Origin of the sequence: Dichelobacter nodosus (genome assembly GCF_001263335.1) — a bacterium.
Lineage (GTDB): Bacteria > Pseudomonadota > Gammaproteobacteria > Cardiobacteriales > Cardiobacteriaceae > Dichelobacter > Dichelobacter nodosus.
Window position 1 is genome coordinate 196,709 of sequence record NZ_LGVW01000028.1, and the last position, 22,036, is coordinate 218,744.

Annotated in this window: 20 protein-coding genes and 3 tRNA genes; 11 read left to right on the top strand and 12 right to left on the bottom strand. The window is 43.5% G+C overall.

The window, feature by feature from the left end; genetic code table 11:
* Positions 1 to 4: 4 nt before the first annotated feature.
* Together AKG33_RS05455 and AKG33_RS05460 are read right to left on the bottom strand one after the other, a co-directional pair.
* Positions 5 to 796, bottom strand: a complete 792-nt coding sequence (locus AKG33_RS05455; RefSeq protein WP_012031240.1) for a DsbC family protein — start codon at positions 794 to 796, stop codon at positions 5 to 7.
* Between the two features lie 34 nt (positions 797 to 830).
* Positions 831 to 1,448 carry a metallophosphoesterase family protein gene (locus AKG33_RS05460; protein ID WP_082203971.1) on the bottom strand — a complete coding sequence of 206 codons (618 nt, stop codon included), beginning with the start codon at positions 1,446 to 1,448 and terminating at the stop codon, positions 831 to 833.
* A gap of 203 nt (positions 1,449 to 1,651) precedes the next feature.
* Between AKG33_RS05460 and AKG33_RS05465 the strand changes: the two genes are divergently transcribed.
* From AKG33_RS05465 to AKG33_RS05485, 5 genes are all read left to right on the top strand, one after another.
* Positions 1,652 to 1,960 (top strand): chorismate mutase, encoded by a 309-nt coding sequence (locus AKG33_RS05465; RefSeq protein ID WP_012031242.1) that lies wholly within the window; start codon positions 1,652 to 1,654, stop codon positions 1,958 to 1,960.
* 308 nt (positions 1,961 to 2,268) lie between these two features.
* Positions 2,269 to 3,225: a KPN_02809 family neutral zinc metallopeptidase gene (gene ypfJ / locus AKG33_RS05470; RefSeq protein ID WP_012031244.1), complete on the top strand. Its 957-nt coding sequence runs from the start codon at positions 2,269 to 2,271 to the stop codon at positions 3,223 to 3,225.
* 71 nt (positions 3,226 to 3,296) lie between these two features.
* Positions 3,297 to 4,130, top strand: a complete 834-nt coding sequence (gene pdxK / locus AKG33_RS05475; protein WP_012031245.1) for a pyridoxine/pyridoxal/pyridoxamine kinase — start codon at positions 3,297 to 3,299, stop codon at positions 4,128 to 4,130.
* A 350-nt stretch (positions 4,131 to 4,480) separates the two neighbouring features.
* Complete coding sequence (locus tag AKG33_RS05480) at positions 4,481 to 6,259, top strand: acyl-CoA dehydrogenase domain-containing protein (protein ID WP_012031246.1); 1,779 nt, start codon at positions 4,481 to 4,483, stop codon at positions 6,257 to 6,259.
* A gap of 247 nt (positions 6,260 to 6,506) precedes the next feature.
* Positions 6,507 to 7,997, top strand: a complete 1,491-nt coding sequence (locus tag AKG33_RS05485; protein WP_200902144.1) for a YfcC family protein — start codon at positions 6,507 to 6,509, stop codon at positions 7,995 to 7,997.
* Between the two features lie 69 nt (positions 7,998 to 8,066).
* On the opposite strand, the gene AKG33_RS05490 is transcribed toward AKG33_RS05485, so the two are convergent.
* From AKG33_RS05490 to metG, 3 genes are read right to left on the bottom strand one after another with little or no spacing between them, the layout of a single operon-like run.
* Positions 8,067 to 8,885 carry a hydroxyethylthiazole kinase gene (locus tag AKG33_RS05490; RefSeq protein WP_012031248.1) on the bottom strand — a complete coding sequence of 273 codons (819 nt, stop codon included), beginning with the start codon at positions 8,883 to 8,885 and terminating at the stop codon, positions 8,067 to 8,069.
* Positions 8,882 to 9,322 carry a ribosomal protein S18-alanine N-acetyltransferase gene (rimI, locus tag AKG33_RS05495; protein ID WP_119185534.1) on the bottom strand — a complete coding sequence of 147 codons (441 nt, stop codon included), beginning with the start codon at positions 9,320 to 9,322 and terminating at the stop codon, positions 8,882 to 8,884. Before rimI ends, AKG33_RS05490 begins: the two co-directional genes overlap by 4 nt.
* A gap of 6 nt (positions 9,323 to 9,328) precedes the next feature.
* A complete protein-coding gene (gene metG / locus AKG33_RS05500; RefSeq protein ID WP_012031250.1) occupies positions 9,329 to 11,350 on the bottom strand; it encodes a methionine--tRNA ligase in 2,022 nt (673 codons plus the stop codon).
* A 154-nt stretch (positions 11,351 to 11,504) separates the two neighbouring features.
* Between metG and rlmH the strand changes: the two genes are divergently transcribed.
* Together rlmH and AKG33_RS05510 are read left to right on the top strand one after the other, a co-directional pair.
* Positions 11,505 to 11,975, top strand: coding sequence for a 23S rRNA (pseudouridine(1915)-N(3))-methyltransferase RlmH (gene rlmH, locus AKG33_RS05505; protein WP_012031251.1), 471 nt, complete (start codon positions 11,505 to 11,507; stop codon positions 11,973 to 11,975).
* Positions 11,976 to 12,034: 59 nt separating this feature from the next.
* Positions 12,035 to 12,901 carry an HlyC/CorC family transporter gene (locus tag AKG33_RS05510; protein WP_012031252.1) on the top strand — a complete coding sequence of 289 codons (867 nt, stop codon included), beginning with the start codon at positions 12,035 to 12,037 and terminating at the stop codon, positions 12,899 to 12,901.
* A 15-nt stretch (positions 12,902 to 12,916) separates the two neighbouring features.
* Here the strand turns inward: AKG33_RS05510 and AKG33_RS05515 are convergent, their stop codons facing one another.
* The 3 genes from AKG33_RS05515 to prfB all read right to left on the bottom strand — a co-directional run bounded on the left by AKG33_RS05515 (position 12,917) and on the right by prfB (position 16,432).
* Positions 12,917 to 13,831, bottom strand: a complete 915-nt coding sequence (locus AKG33_RS05515) for a L,D-transpeptidase family protein (protein WP_228369801.1) — start codon at positions 13,829 to 13,831, stop codon at positions 12,917 to 12,919.
* A 3-nt stretch (positions 13,832 to 13,834) separates the two neighbouring features.
* Positions 13,835 to 15,331 (bottom strand): lysine--tRNA ligase, encoded by a 1,497-nt coding sequence (lysS, locus tag AKG33_RS05520; RefSeq protein WP_050708021.1) that lies wholly within the window; start codon positions 15,329 to 15,331, stop codon positions 13,835 to 13,837.
* Positions 15,328 to 16,432 (bottom strand): peptide chain release factor 2 gene (gene prfB / locus AKG33_RS05525; protein ID WP_119185535.1). Its coding sequence is split into 2 segments (ribosomal slippage): positions 15,328 to 16,356 and positions 16,358 to 16,432, totalling 1,104 coding nucleotides; the frame shifts between segments, so codons are not numbered across the junction. The genes lysS and prfB overlap by 4 nt, the downstream gene beginning before the upstream one ends.
* Before the next feature lie 170 nt (positions 16,433 to 16,602).
* Here prfB and purD point away from each other — a divergent pair.
* On the top strand, positions 16,603 to 17,868 hold the full coding sequence (gene purD / locus AKG33_RS05530) for a phosphoribosylamine--glycine ligase (RefSeq protein ID WP_012031256.1): 1,266 nt from the start codon (positions 16,603 to 16,605) through the stop codon (positions 17,866 to 17,868).
* On the top strand, positions 17,865 to 18,875 hold the full coding sequence (gene galE, locus AKG33_RS05535) for a UDP-glucose 4-epimerase GalE (protein ID WP_012031257.1): 1,011 nt from the start codon (positions 17,865 to 17,867) through the stop codon (positions 18,873 to 18,875). Before purD ends, galE begins: the two co-directional genes overlap by 4 nt.
* A 32-nt stretch (positions 18,876 to 18,907) precedes the next feature.
* On the opposite strand, the gene pgeF is transcribed toward galE, so the two are convergent.
* A complete protein-coding gene (gene pgeF, locus AKG33_RS05540) occupies positions 18,908 to 19,645 on the bottom strand; it encodes a peptidoglycan editing factor PgeF (protein ID WP_012031258.1) in 738 nt (245 codons plus the stop codon).
* A 31-nt stretch (positions 19,646 to 19,676) separates the two neighbouring features.
* Between pgeF and AKG33_RS05545 the strand changes: the two genes are divergently transcribed.
* Together AKG33_RS05545 and AKG33_RS05550 are read left to right on the top strand one after the other, a co-directional pair.
* A tRNA-Pro gene (locus AKG33_RS05545) sits at positions 19,677 to 19,753 on the top strand.
* 58 nt (positions 19,754 to 19,811) lie between these two features.
* On the top strand, positions 19,812 to 20,624 hold the full coding sequence (locus tag AKG33_RS05550; RefSeq protein ID WP_081423597.1) for a C69 family dipeptidase: 813 nt from the start codon (positions 19,812 to 19,814) through the stop codon (positions 20,622 to 20,624).
* A 42-nt stretch (positions 20,625 to 20,666) separates the two neighbouring features.
* Here AKG33_RS05550 and AKG33_RS05555 read toward each other — a convergent pair whose 3' ends face one another.
* The 3 genes from AKG33_RS05555 to AKG33_RS05565 form a co-directional block, all read right to left on the bottom strand.
* Complete coding sequence (locus AKG33_RS05555) at positions 20,667 to 21,644, bottom strand: polyprenyl synthetase family protein (RefSeq protein WP_041729571.1); 978 nt, start codon at positions 21,642 to 21,644, stop codon at positions 20,667 to 20,669.
* Positions 21,645 to 21,772: 128 nt separating this feature from the next.
* Positions 21,773 to 21,848: transfer RNA gene (locus AKG33_RS05560), tRNA-Asn, on the bottom strand.
* A gap of 38 nt (positions 21,849 to 21,886) precedes the next feature.
* Positions 21,887 to 21,962 (bottom strand) — tRNA-Asn (locus tag AKG33_RS05565).
* Positions 21,963 to 22,036: the final 74 nt, after the last annotated feature.

A 22,036-nucleotide genomic window follows, 5' to 3' on the forward strand; every position in this document is an offset into this window, starting at 1 on the left:
ATTTTTATTTGTTGGAAAAATGGGTTTGTAACATCGTCATCAGATTTTCTGGTGAAACAAATCCGGAGATGAGAAAGCCGTCGCTAAATACGAATGACGGCGTTCCCGTGATGCCCGCTTTAACGCCGATATCGTAACTTTCTTTCACGGGCGATTCGCAGGAATATTTTTCGTGTTTTAAACCGCGCCCTGCCCGTAATAATGTGGTTTTACGATCGGGGGCGCACCAAACGGATACGGATTTATAGTAGCTGCGCGAATCAATTCCGGTGCGCGGAAATGCCGCAAAACGAAGTTCAATGCCCAATTTTAAAAAGTCATCGATTTGCTCGAATAACATTTGACAATACGGACAATCAACGTCGCTGAAAACGGTGACCGTGTAACGCGTTTGCCCCACGGCGGGATAAATAATTAAATCCGATAAATTAAGACGATTAATCACCGCTAAACGCGCTTGATCGCGTTGCGTTTCGGTGAGATTTTTATATTGTTTTAAATCTAATAAATCACCTTGCAACATGTAACGTCCATCGCGGCTTAAATAATATACTTGCGCGCCGGCAGTAACTTGAAATAAGTCATCAATCGGCGTTGATACCACGGCTTCGATCGTATCGCGATCACCAATGAGACGTTTAATTAACGATAAATCCGGTAATGTTTCTTGTTGAACAGGTGCGGGGAATTGCGTTTTTTCTTGTTCATCTTGATAAATCACTTCATCGATGGAAGGACGCGTAAATCCCACCATTAATAGTGCACTTATCAGTATGAATCCTATACGTTGTTGCATAATCCACTCTCTTTATAATGCAAAAAATCTGCGCTTAAACATGTTTTCCCGCCGGCTGATGAGGTTGAGACGAAATAAGATGGTATTCACGGGTTAAAACACGTTTGGGGTAATTGGGTTTTGCGGGATACGGCAAATTTTTTCGGGCATGCATATGTTTAGCAATATCTATCCAGCGCCATAATTGAAACGCGGGGTGCGCATCAATCCCCACGTCCATCGCCCGACCGCGCAAACGAATGCTGCCGTGTGTATGACCATATAAATGCCACGCGCCGCGCTGCGCGTTACGCCACTGAACAATCGGATAATGACACATCACAATTTCCTGCCCGTTAATGACTAATTCTGCATACGGTTTAATCCAAGCAAACCGGCTAACCAAATAAGAATCGGCACACAATTCATCATCGTGATTGCCGCAAATGAGGTAAATCGTGCCATTGAGTTCTGCCAGCAGACGAAACGTCTCCGAAAGTCCGCCAAAAGAAACGTCGCCCAAATGATAAACGCTATCTTCTTTTTTCACTTGACGATTCCAAATGGCAATCATCGCGCGGTTCATTTCTTGCGGTGAGGCGAAGGGACGCTGGCAATATTTAATAATATTGCGGTGAAAAAAATGCGTATCTGCTGTAAAAAAAATCCCCATTTCGCCCTACTTCAATCACTAAAATATCGTTTTTATCATAACATTTTCATCTCAAAAACAAGGTAAACATTCGATAAACTGTCTCACTTTTTAGCGTGCGTTCATACTTTTGCAATTGAGTTGCCGGCAGATTTGATGAACTATTAAAATGCTGCGATGAATGTTGAAACTCATTTAATTTCTTTCTTTTTCAAACCAATATTATGAATCATTTGATCACGCCCGAACTTGCCGAACTGCGAAAATGCATTGATCACTACGATCAACAATTAGCGCATTTATTGTGTCAACGTTTATTGTTGGTGAAAAAAATCGCGCCGTTAAAACCTGATTTAGCGTCCATTCGCGTGGAAGCGCGGATTGAGGAAATTATTCATCGCGTCATACCAATTGCCGATGAATATGGTATTGATCGGCAATTTTTAGAGACGATTTTCCGTCATTTAATCGATGAATGCGGTCAACAGGAACATGATTTTTGGCTAAAAATGCAATCAAATCAAAAGAAATGATAGATTGAAAATCCTCATAAAAAAATATCAGGAAGAGGAAACGGAACAAATAAACCCGTTGGTACCTTTCCTTTTCTTCAAATGATTATAGATTTTTTCCCTTTTTAGAAATCAACGGCGAAAAATAGCGTTGAAAAGCAGCAGAAAAATGGCACGCACGGCATAATATTTTGATCCCAATAATTATTTACCTCAAACAAATGCCCGTTATTCAATGCAATTACCCTGCTTTTAATATTTGCGGGCGGTTATTTTCGGCAAATTCAAGATAAACTATCCCAATCACAAAACATTTAAGGAGATTCAATATGGACTGGCAAAAAGGAAGACGCAGCGATAACGTTGAAGACCGCCGCGATTCGGGCGGTTCCCAACCGCGGTTATCAACCAACATGGGGCAGCAAAGATTAATGGGTTTGGGTAAATCAAAACCAGCGATGTTAGTCATGTTTATCTTCGTTTTATTTACCGCATTTACGCAAAAAGATCCCAGCGTTGTTATTCAATTTCTCTTTTCTCTGCTCAACGGCGGCGGACAATCCATGTTATTAGAACCCGCTGATTCCAATCCGCAATTTAATCAATCAACAAAATCCCGCCGCGCCGATGAAGCAAGCGACTTTATCCGCGTGATGATGGCAAGCAATGAAGACGTTTGGCAGGAACAATTTCAAAAAAGAAATATTCCTTTTCGCCCCACTAAATTGGTTTTATTTTCTGACCGAACCAAAAGCGGCTGCGGCATGGCAAGTTCACAAACGGGCCCTTTTTATTGTCCGTTAGATGAAAAAATTTATATTGATCTGACGTTTATCCGTCAAATGCAACAATTAGGCGCCAGCCAAAATAGTAATGTTGCCGGTAATTTCGCGATGGGATACGTTATCGCTCATGAATACGGTCATCATATTCATAATATTCTCGGTATTTTGCCCAAAGCACAAAAAGCAATGCATTATGCCGGCAATAAAGCGGAATCAAATGCGTTATCCGTGCGTTTAGAATTGCAGGCGGATTGTTTTGCCGGCGTTTGGGCGGCTAATATTCCGCGTTACAACATTGCACTTGATGAACAAGATATTGCGCAAGGTATTCAGGCAGCAAAAGCCGTCGGCGATGATCATATTTTGCAAAGTTATGGACAAAAACCGTATCAAGAAAATTTTACCCACGGTTCTTCTCAACAACGCATGCAATGGTTAAAAGCCGGCATCAAAACGGGTGATATGAGCACATGCGATACCTTCAAAGATATAACGCTATAGATTAAATGTATTAGTTATCATTTTAATAAAAGGTTACAATGACCGCCCCAAATTAAACTGTAGGAGGAAATATGAGTCAAAATTTACCGTTGCCCGTTGATGTGATTTCTATTCAATCGCAAGTCGTTTATGGCTGCGTGGGCAATAGCGCGGCGGTTCCAACGCTGGAACACTACAATTTAACCGTTAGTTCTGTTCCCACCGTTTTACTTTCCAATCGTCCGCATTATCCCACCATGTACGGCGGCGTTATCGACGATCAATGGTTTGCAGGCTTTTTAACCGCTTTAAAAGAACGAGACGTTTTAAAAAGCGCGCGCGCGATTATTTTGGGTTATTTAGGCAGTCCCAAACAAGCTGATATCTTGGCAAATTTTTTAACTGAAGTTCGTCGCGACTATCCGCATATTTTAATTCAAATTGATCCGGTTTTAGGGGACGTGGGCTGCGGATTATATGTTGATCCGAATTTAGCGAAAGTTTATCGGGAAAAATTACGCCATCTCGCAACCGGTATGACGCCTAATCACTTTGAATTAGAATATCTTGCTGATTGTAAAATCAATTCATTAGAAGAATCGATTACGGCGGCAAAAAATCTGCTTTCTGATACCACGCGTTGGATTATCGCAACCAGCGCCGCGCCGCAAACTTGGGCTAATGGTGAAATGAAATATGTGATTGTAACCGCAGATAAAACCATCGTTAAAACGCACGCGTTTCACGATGTGGAAGCCTACGGCACCGGCGATACTTTTGCCGCTTCATTAGTTGCACATTTATTAAAAGGACATTCTTTGGAAAAAGCTGCTGAAGCAGCAGTTGAACGCGTGATGACGGTAATCCAACGTACCGGCGCCGCAAAAACCAATGAAATTATCTTATTTGATAAAGATCATCAATAATCAAAAAAAAATGGGATTTCGCTCCACCGCGAAATCCCAAAATAACGTTCAAAAATCATCTTTTTTCTTTCAACTCATTGTTAAAAAATAAAAATTTTATAAAAATCGATTTTACGCCGTTTTTTATTCTCTCCCAATTTTGCTTATCCAAGAAACGCAGACCGTTCGCTGCCCGTATCGTTTAATACTCAAAAAGCAATTTGATATAGCTTTAACGGTAAAAAAATGTTTACAATCTTTTAAATAAATCTCATGCGTGATTGCGCACCGTTTGCCCAATTTTATGGAACGCGCCATCACCACGCCGGCAAACCGTTTCGTTTGTCAATTATTCTTAAAGGACTGTATAAATGACATTTATTTTTGCTTTTTTCATTCTCATCGCTGGAATTACCCTGCTCGCTTATTGCGGCGCACCTTTATGGGGTTGGGCTGTCGGTCTTGCCATTTTGGCAACCATTATTAATTCTACTTTGGTATTACTGCTCAGTTTAGCAATCTGCGCCGCCATTGCTTTGCCAATGTTGCGCGAAAAAATCCGCCCTTACCTTTTTCCGCGTCTTAAAAAATATTGTCCTGTCATCACAGAAAGTGAACAAAAACAATTGGCTGATGCCGTTTATACAGGTTGGGAAAAAGATCTCTTTAACGGCACTATCGAAAGCGCACCCGCTGCGCAAACAGCATTAACCGAAGCAGAACGTGCCTTTTTAGCTCAAGAAACAGAGGAATTGTGTGCATTACTCGATGAAACAGAAATCGCCCAACAGCAATCATTATCCAAAGCTGCGCAAAAATATATTGAAGAACACGGTTTTCAAGCATTAACAATCGCCAAAGAACGCGGTGGACGCGGTTTTTCAACCACTGCCGCCGCGCATATCATGGCAAAAATCGCATCTCATAGTCCCAGCGCATTACTTTATATAAATGCTGATCGCGCAACCGTTCGTTGGGGCATGAGTCAAACCGCTTTATATTTGAGTTCGGCTTGGGCAAGTATGGCAACCGCGCGTCACGGACAAAAATTTGAAGACGAATTAGCCGATATTGCCGGTCTTACTTATCAATTACGCGCTTTGCAAGCTGCCGCACCCGCCGCTCAAAACCAAAATACGTTAACTCTCATCGGGCAAGCGCAAGGTCAATCGTTATTGACGGCATTAATCGAGCGCTCATTGGCGTTACAAACATTGGCAAGCACGGAAATGCTTTGCACGCCGCTGAATCATTTTCACCATGTTTTGCCGCATTTTCATTTGTCGCAAAAACCAGAATTAACTGCCCTTTCCGAACTAATCGGTCAACACGATTTTTGGTTGGAAGAAAGTCAAGCCATCAGCCAACAACAAGATTTAACGTTAGAAAAAGTACTTTTCCGCCACGCGCGGCAATTTTTGCGCCATTATGGTCGTAGCGTTGTTTTGGGCATCACGCACGGCAAAGGATTTAAAGCGCCGGCGCCGTTTGTTCCGGAATTATTTCCTTATTACGCACAATTAACGCGTTTGGCAGCAAGTTTTGCGCTTATTAAAGATGTTGCGGTCATCAGTCGCGCTATTGACGATAATCCGCGTTTTTTAAAACACGCAACTACCGCATTTGCGGCGCTTTATCGCGCGCGGGCAACGTTGGCATTTTGGCAAAATAACGGCGCCGTAACCGATGAATTGGCGTTGGCTCAATATGGATTGACCACGGCTTTATTCGCTGCCGAAAATGCTATTTATGCCATGATTGAAGCATTTTCTTGCCGCAAAATGGTGTTTTTAATGAAATGTTTGTGTTTTCCATTGGGACGCCGGCAAAAATGCCCCAGTCATGCGTTAATTCTTGCTTGTGCTCAAGCGGTGGAAAATAACGCGGTTTCATTAAAAAATTTAACGCAGGAACTCTATTTAGGCGATGAAAAAACGAATCCCGCCGTTGCAACCGTTCATTCTGCATTAAAGACATTACAAACCGCGGCAGCCGCTGAATATGCGATTCATCAAGCGCATAAAGCCGGAACATTAACCGCACAAACATTTACCGCGCGCGTTGATGAAGCTTGCGATAAAGACGTTATTAGCGAGCAAATGCGGCAGGAAGTATTTGAAGCGCAGCGTTTGATGAAATCCATGAACTAATTGGATTTAAAAAGATAAGAAAACGGCACATTTTGTGCCGTTTTTTATTAAAAAACACTGCTTTTGCACTTAAATCCCAATCCGCGCCGCAAATATATTAAAAAATTGAAACGCTCATAGTATAATCCCGCGCGGGGGATTTTCTGACCTTTTATCAAGATTAGAAGATAAAATCCTTTTCATTCAACTAATTAATTAAATTGGAGATAATGCGATGTCTATCGGTGGCTTTTTTAGAAAGCTGAAAATGCCAACAGCTTTTACCATTTTATTCATCATTTTAGTGCTCTCCGCGTTCTCAACGTGGGTGATTCCAGCCGGTTCGTATGCCAAGTTAAAATATGATGCCGATACACAGCAATTTAGCATCACACATCCAGATGGACGCGTTGAATCTGCACCAGCTACAAAAGAAGAGTTACAAGCCCGAAAAATTTCGATTGACTTGGGTCAATTTACCGAAGGAAAAATTCGCAAAGCGGTTTCCGTTCCCGATACTTATCAACGTTTAGAAAGCAAACGCCAAGGCGCTAAAGAATTGGTGATGAGCATTGTCAACGGTACCATTGAAGCTGCAGATATCATGGTATTCGTTTTAATACTCGGCGGTATGATTGGTATCGTTAACGCCAACGGCGCGTTTGAAGCAGGACTTACGGCGCTGACCAAACGCACCAAAGGTCGCGAATTTATTTTGGTATTTTTCGTCTCCATCTTTACGATTTTTGGCGGTACCAGTTTTGGTATGGCGGAAGAAACTGTTGCGTTTTATCCGATTCTATGCCCGATTTTTATCGCTTTGGGTTATGACTCGCTCGTTTGCGTGGGCGCGGTATTATTAGCTTCAACCATTGGTACCACGTATACCACAGTTAACCCGTTTGCCGTGGTTATTGCTTCTGGCGCGGCGGGTATTCCGTTTACTAACGGTATCAGCTGGCGGATTATCGGTTTAATTTTGGGTAGTATCGTGGTGATTTCTTATTTGTATTGGTACGCCAAAAAAGTTAAAGCCAATCCAGAATTTTCCTATGCTTATGAAGATAGAGAAGATTATATGCGGCGCTATCCCGTTAATTTAAATAGCGAAACTGCTGCCGATTTCACCGCACGCAAAAAAATCATTCTTTGCTTATTCATTACTTCCTTCTTCATCATGATTTATGGCGTGGTAGCTTTGGGCTGGTGGTTCCCAGAAATGGCATCATCATTTTTAGCCATTACTTTGATCATGATGTTTGTTGCCAATATGGGTGAAGAAAAAGTAATCGGCGCATTCATGCGTGGCGCATCTGATTTAGTATCCGTTGCATTGATTATCGGCGTGGCGCGCGGTATCAACATTATCCTTGAAAACGGTATGATTTCAGACACTATTCTCAATTATGCATCTAGCGGCGTTGCGGGTATGTCCAGTTATCTCTTTGTTATCGTGATGTATTTCGTGTTCTTCATTTTGGGATTCGTGGTGCCGTCATCTTCAGGACTTGCCGTATTGTCAATGCCTGTTATGGCGCCTTTAGCAGATACAGCCGGTATTGATCGTTCTGTTATCGTTTCGGCTTATATTTGGGGACAAAATACCATGTCCTTTATCGCGCCGACCGGTATGGTTTTAGTTACTTCCGAACTCACCGGCATGAAATATACCCATTGGTTGCGGTTTATTTTCCCGATTTTTGCATACGTTATGGTGGCAAGTATCACATTCTTGTTATTGCAAGTGGCTTTTGCCTAAAAACTCCACCCTCCACCCAGAAAAAATCCCCTTTTCAGGGGATTTTTTTATGCGCTTAATAATCAACGCTTAATCTTGATAACGCATTGGAAACGTTAAATTATCCAATAACGCAACATAAAAACTGCCTAATCCCGAAGTCGTTAAACCCGCCCGTTCACCGGCGCGTTTCATCAAAGCGCACGCAGAAGCCGCGCCATACAAAACGTCACCACATAATACCGTTGACGCAATCATCGCCGATAAAACGCAACCCGTGCCGCAAACGCGCCCTAAAAAAGGGTGTCCGCCGCGCACTGCTAAAATCGTCTCGCCGTCGGTCACATAATCAATTTCTCCCGTAACGACGACAACCGCACGTTGATGAATGGCTAATTTCACTGCCGCTTCAATTGCTTCCGAAGAACTCATCACATTTTCAAAACTACGGCGTCCGTACGTATCATTCAAATAAGAAATTTCCGAGGCATTGCCACGAATCACCCGCGGATAATAACGCAATAATTCGCGCGCAAAACCGCTGCGGTAAGACAAAATATCGCTGACCGCTGCCGGATCAAAAACCCACCATTTGCCGTGATCATGCGCTACTTGCGCACTCATCGATAAAGAACGCAACCGCTCATCGGTTAACGAATCCAAATTCATCACCACATTTGCCGCACGTTGAGAAAATTCAACGACTTCCTGCCACGATTCCACCATTGCCGGTTTCGCGCCAATTGCCAACAATGCATTTGCCACAAAAAATTTAGTCGTATTATTCGTTAAACAATGAATAAACGGCGCATTTGCATAAGCCCGATCGAGATAAAATTGTGCCGATTTAAAATCAAAAGTTTGCACATTAAAATCAATGCTTTTACCCATTTCCAATGATTCCGTCATCTTCTTTCCTTTTGTAAAACGTCAACCGCCGCGTTTCGACAATAACAAATCGCATCTTCTCGCTGACCGTTCGACGCGGGATAATAATGTTTACGACGAACAATCGGCATAAAACCCAACTGTTGATACAAACATTTTGCCGCGTCATTACTCGCGCGCACTTCTAAAAAACAACACGCCACGCCGCGCGCATCGCATTGCCGACAAAATTCAGCTAATAATGTTTTACCAATACCGCGGCGCCGATAATCGCGCACCACGGCAAACGATAATAACGTTGCCTCATCGAAAACTTTTTGCCACGCCGCAAACGCGCATAACGTGTTACCATCAACGGCAACAATCAATTCATCATGTTCTTGCGGCACATAAACGCCACATTCGCGCGCCATGTCGGCAACGTCCAAAGCGTTGCCGGCGCGCATATTAATCTTCATTTAATGCTAACTGATGGTCATACCGGCGCGGGCGCGTCCGTTTGCCAAAAGAATTTGTAAATCGCAATCGTCGCTGGCAGATAAAATCATGCCTTCGCTGACGCCAAACCGCATTTTTCTCGGTTTAAGATTGGCTACGTAAACAACTAATTGCCCAACTAATTCCTCTGGTTGATGAAATCTTTTGATGCCAGAAAATACTTGGCGTTTGCCCAAATCGCCCACATCTAATTGAAATTTCAACAATTTATCAGAACCTTCCACCGCCTCACACGCCAAAACTTTGGCAATGCGTAAATCCAATTGTGCAAAATCATCAATCGTAATTTCGCTTTTTTCCGGCGCGGCGGACGGTTGCACGGGCGCTTTTGTTTCGGCTTTCAATTCTTCTCGGCTGTCTTGAATCAGCGCATTTAAAGTTGCTTCTTCAATCCGCTGCATCATCGGCGAAAATGCGGCAATTTCATGATTGATCATCGGTTTTTCAATATCTTGCCACGATTGCGGCGATAATTTTAAAAACGCTTCCGCATCAGCGGCAACTTTCGGTAAAACTGGTTTTAAATAAATGATTAATAAACGAAATGCTTCCAAAACCACGCTGGCAATTTGCGCAATTTCCGCCGCTTTTCCAGTTTCTTTTGCCAAAATCCACGGTTTTGTTTCATCAACATAAGCATTTACCGCATCAGCCAACGCCATCACCTCGCGCACCGCCTGACCAAATTCGCGTTGTTCATAATCGCGGGCGATGGTTTCACTTTTACCGCGCAATTGCTCCAATAATGCGCTATCCGAAAAAGCGGAAACTGTTGTGTTATCGGCAAAACGTTGTAAAAACGGCGCGCTGCGGCTGGCTAAATTAATCAATTTTCCGACCAAATCGCTGTTTACTTTTTGCCGGAAATCGTTCAAATTCAAATCAATATCTTCAACTTTCGCCGATAATTTGCTGGCGATGTAATAGCGGAGATATTCGGGGCGCAAATGTTTTAAATAAGTGCGGGCTTTGATAAATGTGCCGCGTGATTTACTCATTTTTTCGCCGTTGACTGTTAAAAAACCGTGGCAAAAAACGCCCGTCGGTTTTTGTAATCCTGCGCCTTCCAGCATCGCCGGCCAAAATAACATATGAAAATAGGCGATATCTTTGCCGATAAAATGATAACGTTCCGTTTTATTGTCATCACGCCAAAAATCGTCAAAAGAAACGTGTTGATGTTGCTGGCAAAATGCTTGAAAACTGCCCAAATAACCTACCGGCGCATCAAGCCAAACGTAAAAATACTTATCTTTTGCTTCAGGAATGGTAAAACCCCAATAAGGCGCATCGCGCGAAATATCCCACGGTTGTAATCCCGCTTCAAACCATTCCGCTAATTTATGACGCATTGCCGGTTGCAGATCCGCGCGTTGTAACCAATCTTTTAAAAAATCGGTAAATTGCGGCAAATCAAAAAAGAAATGTTCACTTTTTTTCATGATCGGCGTCGCGCCGGATAACACGGAATACGGTTGGATTAAATCCGTGGGCGCATAAGTTGATCCGCAAACTTCGCAATTATCGCCATATTGATCTTTTGCCTGACATTTAGGGCAAATGCCTTTGATGAAGCGATCGGGTAAAAAGATATTTTTTTCCGGATCAAAGAGCTGGGAAATTTCTTTTTTGAGAATATAACCTTTGGATTTCAGCGTTTGATAAATTTCGTTGGTGAGTTGACGATTTTCATCGCTGTGCGTGGTGTGATAATGATGATGATTGATTAAAAATCCTTGAAAATCGCTGATATGTTCGGCGCGCACTTCGTCTAATAATACTTCTGGTGTAACGCCTTTTTTTTCGGCGTGTAACATAATCGCGGTGCCGTGGGCATCATCGGCACAAACGTAATAACATTCATGCCCGCGTAATTGTTGAAAACGCACCCAAATATCGGTTTGAATGTGTTCCACCATATGCCCTAAATGAATGGAACCGTTGGCATACGGCAAAGCCGAACTGACAAAAATACGACGTACACTCATGATAAAAATCCTGTTTAAAAAGTAATATTTTAGCAAATAGATTTTTTAACCGCAGTGATTACCGCCGCACTTTAAAGAAAATTGCTGCCGTTATTCCGACTTTACCGCGGCGGCAAAATCATTTACGGTACGCGCTATTTTTCAAAGGATAAAAATGGATATCACAATTATTGCGGTGGGCAATAAAATGCCGGATTGGGTTAATGAAGGTTTTTCTGATTATGCAACGCGTTTTAATGCGGAAATCAATATGCAATTAAAAGAAATTCCCCTGCAAAAACGCGGTGATGATAAACAAATCGCTGCCGCGCGCAGCAAAGAAAGTGCACAAATATTAGCCGCGCTCGCCGGCAAAGATTATGTGGTGACGCTTGATATTGCTGGCAAAAATTATCGCTCCGAACAATTGGCGGCGCGTTTGCAATTCTGGCAAGAAAATGCCCGTTCGTTGGCTTTAATTATCGGCGGACCTGAAGGATTGAGCGCGGAAGTAAAAAACCGCGCGCAAGAAAGTTGGTCATTAGGCGCGCTGACTTTGCCGCACCCTTTAGTGCGCATTATCGTTGCCGAAGCGTTATATCGCGCGTGGTCAATTAATCATCATCACCCGTATCACCGCGCATAAAGCACAATTACTTTTAAATGCGTTACAATAATCGCCGTATCAATTATTCCTTAACCTCAATGAATGATGAATTTTCTGGATCGAAAAGCAGCTGGTTGAAAAAACTGGCGCTTTTACTCACCGATAAAACACAACCCGAAAATCCCCAAGATGCCTTTCATCTTTTGTTAGACGACTACCGTCACAATCAAACCATCAATGATGATACTGCCACGATGATGGAATCCTTGCTTGAACTCAATCATACGCACGTGCGCGATGTGATGATTCCGCGCGGGCAAATGGTTGTTATTCATGAGCATTGGTCGCTTGATAAAGTATTAAGCGTAATTATTCAATCGGGACATTCGCGTTATCCCGTCATCGATGAAAGTCACGAAAAAATTCTCGGTATTTTAATTACTAAAGATCTACTGCCGATATTGGTTGATGACGACGAAAATCCCAATTTTATGGCAGTAATCCGTTCGGCAACCGTTGTTCCTGAAAGTAAACCGCTCGATGCGATGCTGCGCGATTTTCGAACCAACCGCAATCATATGGCGATCGTCATCGATGAATACGGCAATTTATCGGGATTGGTAACCATTGAAGACGTTATCGAAGAAATCGTTGGCGAAATTGACGATGAACACGATCAAATTCCCGATGCGGAAATTCGTACGCTACCCGATGGCAGTTATCAAGTGAAAGCGCTGATGATGATCGAGCATTTTAATGAACAATTTCAAACTCATTTGCCCGATGAAGATGCCGACACTATCGGCGGTTATTTACTGCATTATTTTGGACGCATTCCCATCAACGGCGAACGTTTATCCATCGATGGTTGGGAAATTATCGTCAGTAAAGCCAATCAACGGCGCATTTTGCAGTTAAAAGTTGTCGCAACGAATGAAGAACATACAGAAAAAGCGGAAGAATAACTTCCGCTTTTTGCGTTAAAGATTGTTTGCTGGCGTCGTTGTCACGGGAACCGGCATGCCCGATGCTTCTTCAACCACCGCTCGAATCAAATTTTCTGAAACGCGCAATCCGCGTGCTGATGCTTTTTCTGTCACCACGGCAATGGCTTTTTTCATCGCCGCTTGAGCGCTGATGCGATCTTCATCAATCGGCGGGTGATATTCAAGAAATAATTCATCGCCAAACCAGCCGACTTTCATTTCTTGTTTGATTACGTTTACTTTCGTACCCTGCGGCGTCATCGCAAATAATTCTTTAATCCCTTCGGGAAACATACGAATGCAGCCGTGCGAAACGCGCATGCCGACGCCCCACGGTTTATTTGTGCCATGAATTAAATAGCTCGGATTCGATAAACGCATGGCAAAAAGTCCCAAAGGATTATTAGGGCCTGCTTCTACAACCGCCGGCAAAATATCGCCTTTTGCAGCGTGTTCGGCGCGCAAAGAAGCCGGCGGCGTCCACGTGGGATTAGGACGTTTTTCGGTAATCGTGTGCACACCAAGCGGCGTTCCCCAATCTTCACGACCAATGCCGATGGCGTAAACGTAAACCAATGATTTACCTTCCGGAAAATAATACAAACGCATTTCCGGCAAATTAATCACAATGCCTTCCCGCGGCACTTCCGGCAAAATATAACGCGAAGGCACCAATACTTTTTTCCCAACTTCCGGCGCCCATAAATCAACGTCAGGATTTGCATGACGCATTGCTTCAACGCCAATACCAAATTGACGTCCGATATCGAGCAAATCTTCATCTTTTTGCACGTTTACTTGCCGCACCATGCCGACGATATCAACGCCTGCCGGCGGTAATACAAAGCGTTCGGAAAAAGCGTGACGCATCATCGTCACGCTCATTACTAACAATAATATCCGTATCATGACCTACTCGGGACGCATATGAGGGAATAACAACACATCACGAATTGAAGGCGCATTGGTCAATAACATCACTAAACGATCAATGCCAATGCCTTGACCCGCGGTGGGCGGCAAACCGTATTCCAACGCGCGCACGAAATCACCGTCATAATGCATTGCTTCTTCATCGCCGGCTTCAAATGCGGCAGCTTGTTCTTTAAAGCGTTCGGCTTGATCTTCGGCATCGTTGAGTTCGGAAAAGCCGTTGGCAATTTCGCGTCCGCCAATAAAGAGTTCAAAACGATCGGTAATGTCTGGATTTTCATCATTGCGCCGTGATAAAGGTGAAACCACCGCCGGATATTCGATGACGAATGTCGGTTGAATTAATAAATGTTCCACGCCTTCTTCAAAAATCATCGTCATCAATTTGCCGCAATCGCTTTCATTGCCCGCGTCAATATGGAATTTTTCTTTTAACAATTGCACCATTTTCGGCGCGTCTTCTAAAATATTTGCCGCTTCGGGAACGTATTGGCAAACGGCATCGCGCATCGGCAAACGTCGGAATTGTGAAAAATCGATTTCCGTTCCTTGATAATCAAATTTCGTCGTGCCCAAAATGGTTTGCGCCAAACCTTGGAATAATACTTCGCTTAAATCCATCAAATCGTTGTAATCGGCATAAGCTTGATAAAACTCCAACATAGTAAACTCGGGATTATGCCGCGCGGATACGCCTTCATTACGGAAATTGCGGTTAATTTCAAAAACGCGCTCAAAACCGCCTACCACCAGCCGTTTTAAATACAATTCCGGCGCAATGCGCAAATAAAGCGGCATATCTAAAGCATTATGATGCGTAATAAACGGTTTTGCCGCGGCGCCACCGGGAATTGGGTGCATCATCGGCGTTTCCACTTCTAAAAAGTCCCGCGCTTCAAAGAAATGGCGGATATAACTGATAATTTTTGACCGCGCTTTAAAAACATCGCAGCTTTGTGCATTAACCATTAAATCCACATAACGTTGACGATAACGAATTTCTTGGTCAGTTAAACCGTGGAATTTATCCGGCAACGGGCGCAATGATTTTGTTAATAAACGAATGGCGTTTGTTTGTACGGTTAACTCGCCGGTTTTAGTGCGAAAAAGAGAACCGGACGCAAAAATAATGTCGCCGACGTCCCACGTTTTAAATTCTTCATAAACTTCCTCGGTTAACGCATCGCTGGAAACGTACAATTGAATTTGTTCACCAGATCCATCTTGAACATGCACAAAACTGGCTTTTCCCATCACCCGTTTTCCCATCATGCGTCCGGCAATGGCAACGGTTCCTGCTTGCGATAAAGCGGCTTCATCGCCGTGATCAAAATCGCGATGCAATTGCGCGGCTTTATGCGTGGGACGCGCATCATTAGGAAACGCAATTTTTTGCGTATCGCGGATTTTTTGCAATTTCTGCCGGCGTTCGGCAATCAACTTATTTTCATCTTGTATTTTTTCATTGTGACTCATAGTTCTACCCCTTGTTTGAGACTTTCCTGAATAAATGGGTCTAAATCACCGTCTAAAACCGCTTGTGTATTGCTGGTTTCATAACCGGTGCGTAAATCTTTAATTCTTTGTTGATCAAGAACATAAGAACGAATCTGATTCCCCCAACCAATATCAGATTTGCTATCTTCCAGCGCTTGCGCGCTTTCTGAACGTTTGTGTAACTCTAATTGATACAATTTAGCGCGTAAATGGCGCATGCAAGTTTGTTTATTTTGATGCTGACTTCGGCTGTCTTGCGATTGCACAACGGTTCCCGTTGGCAAATGCGTAATCCGAACAGCGGACTCGGTTCGGTTAACGTGTTGCCCGCCGGCGCCAGATGCGCGATAAACATCAATCCGCAAATCCGCAGGATTAATGTCAATTTCAATAGCATCATCAATTTCTGGAGAAACGAAAACCGCGGCAAAAGACGTATGACGGCGATTATTAGCATCAAAAGGCGATTTGCGCACTAAACGATGCACGCCGATTTCCGTTTTTAACCAACCATAAGCATATTCACCAGTAAAACGAATAGTTGCCGATTTAATGCCGGCAACGTCGCCTGGCGTTTCTTCCAATAATTCGGTGGTAAACCCTTTTGCTTCACCCCAACGTAAATACATGCGTTCTAACATTTCCGCCCAATCTTGCGCTTCTGTTCCGCCCGATCCAGATTGAATATCCAAAAAAGCGTTGTTAGCGTCTAATTCGCCGGAAAACATGCGGCGAAATTCCAAAATTTCTACAGATTTTTGTAAACGCTCAATATCCAAACGCGCGGATTGCACCAGTTCTTCATCATTTTCATCTTCTGCTAACGCCATGAGTTCGCGCGCATCATTTAATCCCTGATGAATGTTATCCAATCCTAAAACCACCGTTTGCATGCTGGAACGCTCTTTATTAAGCGCGGCGGCGCGTTCCGGCTGCGACCAAATCGCTTGTTGTTCTAATTCGCGGTTGATTTCTTCTAAACGTTCTGCTTTTCCAGCGTAGTCAAAGATACCTCCGCAGCGACTGCTCTCGTTCTAATAATTCATCAATCTGCTGATAATCTAAATTCAGCTCCATCATAGAATTCCCGTAAAAAAGAGAAAATTATACGCGATAGCTTGACAAGCGTCATGAATGGAGCACCGGATTTTTATCGTTATCATCATCAAATAGCGATAAATTACCCCGATGATGCGCGGTAATTCCGTTAAAATAGAGCTTTATTGCCATCTATAAGGAGTTTTCCTCTTATGAAGATCCTCATTATCGGTAACGGCGGGCGCGAGCACGCTATCGCATGGAAGCTCGCTCAAGAAGCTGAAATTCAAAATATTTACGTTTCTCCCGGCAATGCCGGCATTGTTGAATTACAAAAAGCCGAATGCGTGCGTTGCGATGATCTCGATGAAATCGTTGCTTTTGCGCTCGATAACGATATTGATTTGACCATTGTCGGCTCGGAAGCTTGGTTAGTTGAAGGAATTGTTGATCGTTTTCATGACGAAAATTTAGCCATTTTTGGACCGCATCAAGCCGCGGCAATGTTGGAAGGCAGTAAAGCATTTGCCAAAGATTTCATGAAAAAATACAAGATAAAAACTGCTGATTATCAAATATTTACCGAACCGTCAGCTGCTTTATCTTATTTAGAAAATTGCCGTTATCCGGTAGTGATTAAAGCCAGCGGTTTGGCGGCGGGAAAAGGCGTTGTGATTTGTCAAACGCATACCGAAGCGCAAACAACCGTTCGTAACATGATGATTGAAAAACGCTTTGGTTTAGCGGGATTAGAAATCGTTATTGAAGAATATTTGCAGGGTTTTGAAGCTTCTGTTTTAAGTTTTTACGACGGCAAATACATCAAACCCATGCTTGCCGCCAAAGATCATAAAACCATCGGCGAACATAATACGGGGGAAAATACGGGCGGCATGGGTGTTGTTGTGCCGCACCCGCAATTTACGGAAACGCAATATCAGCAGTTTTTAACCGACGTTTTGCAACCCACATTGCGCGGATTACAAGCCGAAAATTTGCGTTTTGCCGGCGTGATTTTTTTCGGTTTAATGATTAATGAGCGCGGAGTGTTTCTGTTAGAGTACAACTTACGCTTTGGCGATCCGGAAACGCAAACTTTATTGCCGTTAATGCAAAGTTCTTTATTAACCGTGATTCAATCGTGTTTGGAAGCGCGTCTTGAAGAAACGCCACTGACTTGGTCAAAGCAAACGGCGGTTTGCGTGGTAGCGGCATCTCAAGGTTATCCCGCGGCATTTAAAAAAGGTTACACGATAGAACATATTGAAAAAGCACGGTTTTTTTCACATGTTTTTTTCGCGGGAACAAAATTACTCGACGGCGAATATTTAACTGATGGCGGTCGCGTGTTAAACGTCATCGGTTTGGGCAATTCACTTGCCGAAGCCAAACAAAAAGCCTACAGCGGCATTCAGCTCATTACGTTTAACAGTATGACTTATCGCCGCGATATTGGCGACATTGAGGGGGAATTATGATTTTAATTACAGGCGGTGCTGGTTATATCGGCTCGCACACCACGTTATTACTCTTAAATCAAGGCTATGAACTGGTTGTTTTGGATAATTTAAGCAACAGCAGTCCAGAATCATTGCGCCGCGTCGCGCAACTCACGGGCAAAAATATCCCTTTTGTAAAAGGCGATATCCGCGACCGTGCGCTGCTGGATCAATTATTTTGCGATTATCCGATCAACGCCGTAATGAATTTTGCGGGGCTGAAAGCCGTGGGCGAAAGTGTGGCAAAACCGCTGGATTATTATCATTGCAATGTATACGGCGCTACCGTGCTGTTGCAAGCGATGCAAGAAGCAAAAATCAAAACTTTTGTATTTAGTTCATCGGCAACCGTTTACGGCGATCCCATACAAAATCCCATCGATGAAAATTATCCCACGCAAAGCCCAACCAATCCTTACGGCGCTACTAAATTGATGATTGAACGCATGTTAAGCGATGTTGTCCGCGCTGATAATGATTGGAATATTGCCATTTTGCGCTATTTCAATCCGATTGGTGCGCATGAAAGCGGGGAAATTGGTGAAGATCCCAACGGTATTCCCAATAATTTGCTGCCTTATATTGCGCGCGTGGCAACCGGCGTTTTTCCGCATTTATCTGTTTTCGGCGACGATTATCCGACGCAAGACGGCACCGGCGTGCGCGATTATATTCATGTGATGGATTTAGCGCAGGGTCATCTTGACGCGCTTAATGTGATCGAACAAAAAAAGGGATTGCATATTTGGAATTTGGGCACGGGCACGGGTTATTCCGTGTTAGAAATCATTCATGCTTTTGAACGCGCCAGCGGTAAAAATATTCCTTATCAAATTGCGCCAAGACGCCAAGGCGATATTGCGATGTGTTACGCCAATCCTGCAAAAGCCGAGCGGGAACTCGGCTGGAAAGCAACGCGTGATTTGGAAACAATGATGAAAGATACTTGGCGCTGGCAAACAAAAAATCCTAACGGTTATCGTTAAATGAATCTCCCCCGCTCGTTCGGGGGATTTTTTTAGCAAACGGCAATAAAACTTGCCATGCGTCCGGCATTTTGTTGATTACGGCGATAGGAAAAAAACCGTTGATCCGAAAACGAACATAATCCGCTGTCGCAAATATGCGGGCGTTGTAATCCGGCGTTTTGCAATTGTTGATGCGCGATGGCAGGCAAATCCGCCAAATAATGTCCCAAACGATTGGCGCGGAAAAATGCCGCATAATCAGGAGATAATGCCAAAAACCGCTGATAAAAAGCTTCGTCAACTTCATAACTTGGTTGACGAATGGCGGCGCTGATCCACGCATATAATGCCTGCGGTGGCGTGTGCATTTGTGAAACGGTTTGCGCAATAATGCCACGATAAAGTCCCTGCCAACCGGCATGAATCGCGGCAACTTCGCTGCCGTCGCGGTTGCTTAATAAAACGGGAACACAATCCGCCGTCAATACCACGGCGACAGTTCCGCTCGAACGCGCAATTAACGCATCGGCAGATTGCGTTTGTGGATAATCGTCATCGCTGATAACTTGCGCGCTATGGCTTTGATTTAACCATAACCACGAGCCTGTTAAACCGCTAGATTGCGCTAATTGTGCGCGGCGCGCGGTCACAATAGATAAATCGTTATCACGAGCAAGACTAAAGCCCGTTTTTTTATCTTCCTGCGCGGTTAATGACACGCCGGCAATCACTGGCAGCTTTTCTGACCATTGTGCCGGCAACCATAATGTTTTTTTTACTTGCATCATTTCTTTAACTCTCTATAATAAACGCCCTGTTCGGGGTATAGCGCAGTCTGGTAGCGCACTTGCATGGGGTGCAAGGGGTCGCAGGTTCAAATCCTGTTACCCCGACCAATCAAATTTTAAAGGACGCAGTAAAAAGCGTCCTTTTTATTTGTTTCAATTTTAGCTAATACGACAGCGACGAAAAGCAACCACGTATACCACTGTAGAAGGTAAATTCCACGTTGCATTATCTTATGCGCCAGAAATGGAAGATAGAAACCGTTCGCGCACTTATTCTGGCATCAAACTTTTAAATCCCAACGCCAATATTAAATATACCGATACGCACTACGAACTTTTACAAAGTTCCGATCGTAAAATCAGCATTGTTGACGTTATGAATTTGCAACGCAATCGCTTCGAGCATTTGCCTGAATTTAAACCCTCTGATAAAGCGCCTTCCGTCACTTACAACGCTCGAGGTCGTTACGCCATCACTGATTTAAAAGATCGCGCGGTTTATAAATATCCTCTCGGCAATGAATACGTCTTGGAAGGTCATATTTATCAATTAAGCGATAAATTACCCCAGAATACCAACAGCGTTTTATGGTTAGCAACGGGATTAACACGCAGCGCGCCTTATTTACCGTATTACGGCAACATTACAGATACTTATTCTGCTTATAAAAATTCACAAAGCACAAAATACGATGAAAATTCATGGTATTGGGTTGCTGCAAACATCGATAAAATGGCGTTTGATTACCCCGATTTATTCGGCAATTCCGTTTTAGAAAAATGGCAAGCGATGGAAAAAACATTTATCGAGGAACAAGCAGAATTGAATAAACTGCCAGAAGTTTCAGCAGAAAAAGCAACGGAAACCTCTATGGCAAGAGCTGAAAAAGTATTTAAAGAAATGAAAGCGCTGGAAGCGGAAATGACAGAAAAAATCACAGAAAAAACAGGAAAAGCACCAATAAAAGCCGGTGAATAATCATTAGAAACTTAAAGCAGCCTAATTTTTAGGCTGCTTTTTTCATGCTTCACGATGCACTGCTTGATAAGCTAAAGAAATCAAAGCGTTTTTATAATCATTTTCTGGAAAAATCATTAACGCTTCCGCCGCCGCGGTTGCCATTTTTTCCGCTTGCGCTTGCGTGTATGCCAAAGCGTCCGTCTTTTTTAACAAGGTAATTACTTCCGTAATCGCTTCTCGGTCGCCCGTTTGCAAAATCGCGCGCAATCGTTTTTGATCGGGATCACATAATTGTTGCAACGCCCGAATCAACGGCATTGTCGGCTTTCCTTCAGCCAAATCATCGCCCAACGCTTTGCCAATTTTGCTTTCATCGCCCATGTAATCCAACATATCGTCGATCATTTGAAAAGCCATACCCAGTTTTTTACCGTAATCAGCTAACGCCGCAATTTTTTCTTCGCTCACACCAGCCAGTTGTGCCGCAATTTTGCACGCCGCAGAAAATAAAACCGCGGTTTTTAACTCAATCACGCGGTAATAACACGTTTCATCAATATCCGGATTATGCATATTTGCCAATTGCATCACTTCTCCAGCAGCAATTAAATTAGTAGCATCTGCCATCGTTTTTAATACCGCAGCATTGCCGCTACTGACCATTAATTGAAATGCGCGGGTATATAAAAAATCGCCAACCAAAATGCTGGCAGCATTAGAAAAAATAATATGAGCGCTCGCTTGTCCCCGCCGGATATCAGAACTATCAACCACATCATCGTGAAGCAAAGTAGCGTTATGAATAAACTCAATAAACGCCGCCGCCGTCGGCGCAAAATCCCCGCGATAATCGCACACGCCAGCGCTTAATAAATGCAACATAGGACGAAATCTTTTGCCCTTTGCTTGAAGCGCATACCGCATCACTGATTGCGCTAGCGCCACTTCGGTATAAATTTCTCGTTGCATCACCCTTTCTGTTTGCTCCATTTCGTTGGCAATCAACCGTTGAATATCAGATAAGGTTAATAACTTCATCGCGCATCGTCCGTAATATAAACAAGAAAAATGCGTATTGTACGCGTTATAGGAAGAATAAGAAGGCAAGACGCTTTAATAGTGCGCTACTGCGCAATAAAAATGCCACGCAAGCGTGGCACTCATTTTGGCTCCCCGAGACGGGCTCGAACCGCCGACCCAATGATTAACAGTCATTTGCTCTACCGACTGAGCTATCGGGGAAAAAATCGGTTTATCGTGAAAAATAAAATAACGTGAACTGGCTCCCCGAGACGGGCTCGAACCGCCGACCCAATGATTAACAGTCATTTGCTCTACCGACTGAGCTATCGGGGAATGCCTAGAAGACGGCGAATTCTAGCGAGAGAACGTTAAAAGGTCAAGGAATGCCCGTATTATTTAACTAATTA

Excerpts from the sequence above, each read along its gene's own strand:
- AKG33_RS05455 (WP_012031240.1), bottom strand. The coding sequence starts at position 796 with ATGCAACAACGTATAGGATTCATACTGATAAGTGCACTATTAATGGTG.
- AKG33_RS05460 (WP_082203971.1), bottom strand. The coding sequence starts at position 1,448 with ATGGGGATTTTTTTTACAGCAGATACGCATTTTTTTCACCGCAATATT.
- AKG33_RS05465 (WP_012031242.1), top strand. The coding sequence starts at position 1,652 with ATGAATCATTTGATCACGCCCGAACTTGCCGAACTGCGAAAATGCATT.
- ypfJ (WP_012031244.1), top strand. The coding sequence starts at position 2,269 with ATGGACTGGCAAAAAGGAAGACGCAGCGATAACGTTGAAGACCGCCGC.
- pdxK (WP_012031245.1), top strand. The coding sequence starts at position 3,297 with ATGAGTCAAAATTTACCGTTGCCCGTTGATGTGATTTCTATTCAATCG.
- AKG33_RS05480 (WP_012031246.1), top strand. The coding sequence starts at position 4,481 with ATGACATTTATTTTTGCTTTTTTCATTCTCATCGCTGGAATTACCCTG.
- AKG33_RS05485 (WP_200902144.1), top strand. The coding sequence starts at position 6,507 with ATGCCAACAGCTTTTACCATTTTATTCATCATTTTAGTGCTCTCCGCG.
- AKG33_RS05490 (WP_012031248.1), bottom strand. The coding sequence starts at position 8,885 with ATGACGGAATCATTGGAAATGGGTAAAAGCATTGATTTTAATGTGCAA.
- rimI (WP_119185534.1), bottom strand. The coding sequence starts at position 9,322 with ATGAAGATTAATATGCGCGCCGGCAACGCTTTGGACGTTGCCGACATG.
- metG (WP_012031250.1), bottom strand. The coding sequence starts at position 11,350 with ATGAGTGTACGTCGTATTTTTGTCAGTTCGGCTTTGCCGTATGCCAAC.
- rlmH (WP_012031251.1), top strand. The coding sequence starts at position 11,505 with ATGGATATCACAATTATTGCGGTGGGCAATAAAATGCCGGATTGGGTT.
- AKG33_RS05510 (WP_012031252.1), top strand. The coding sequence starts at position 12,035 with ATGAATGATGAATTTTCTGGATCGAAAAGCAGCTGGTTGAAAAAACTG.
- AKG33_RS05515 (WP_228369801.1), bottom strand. The coding sequence starts at position 13,831 with ATGATACGGATATTATTGTTAGTAATGAGCGTGACGATGATGCGTCAC.
- lysS (WP_050708021.1), bottom strand. The coding sequence starts at position 15,331 with ATGAGTCACAATGAAAAAATACAAGATGAAAATAAGTTGATTGCCGAA.
- purD (WP_012031256.1), top strand. The coding sequence starts at position 16,603 with ATGAAGATCCTCATTATCGGTAACGGCGGGCGCGAGCACGCTATCGCA.
- galE (WP_012031257.1), top strand. The coding sequence starts at position 17,865 with ATGATTTTAATTACAGGCGGTGCTGGTTATATCGGCTCGCACACCACG.
- pgeF (WP_012031258.1), bottom strand. The coding sequence starts at position 19,645 with ATGATGCAAGTAAAAAAAACATTATGGTTGCCGGCACAATGGTCAGAA.
- AKG33_RS05555 (WP_041729571.1), bottom strand. The coding sequence starts at position 21,644 with ATGAAGTTATTAACCTTATCTGATATTCAACGGTTGATTGCCAACGAA.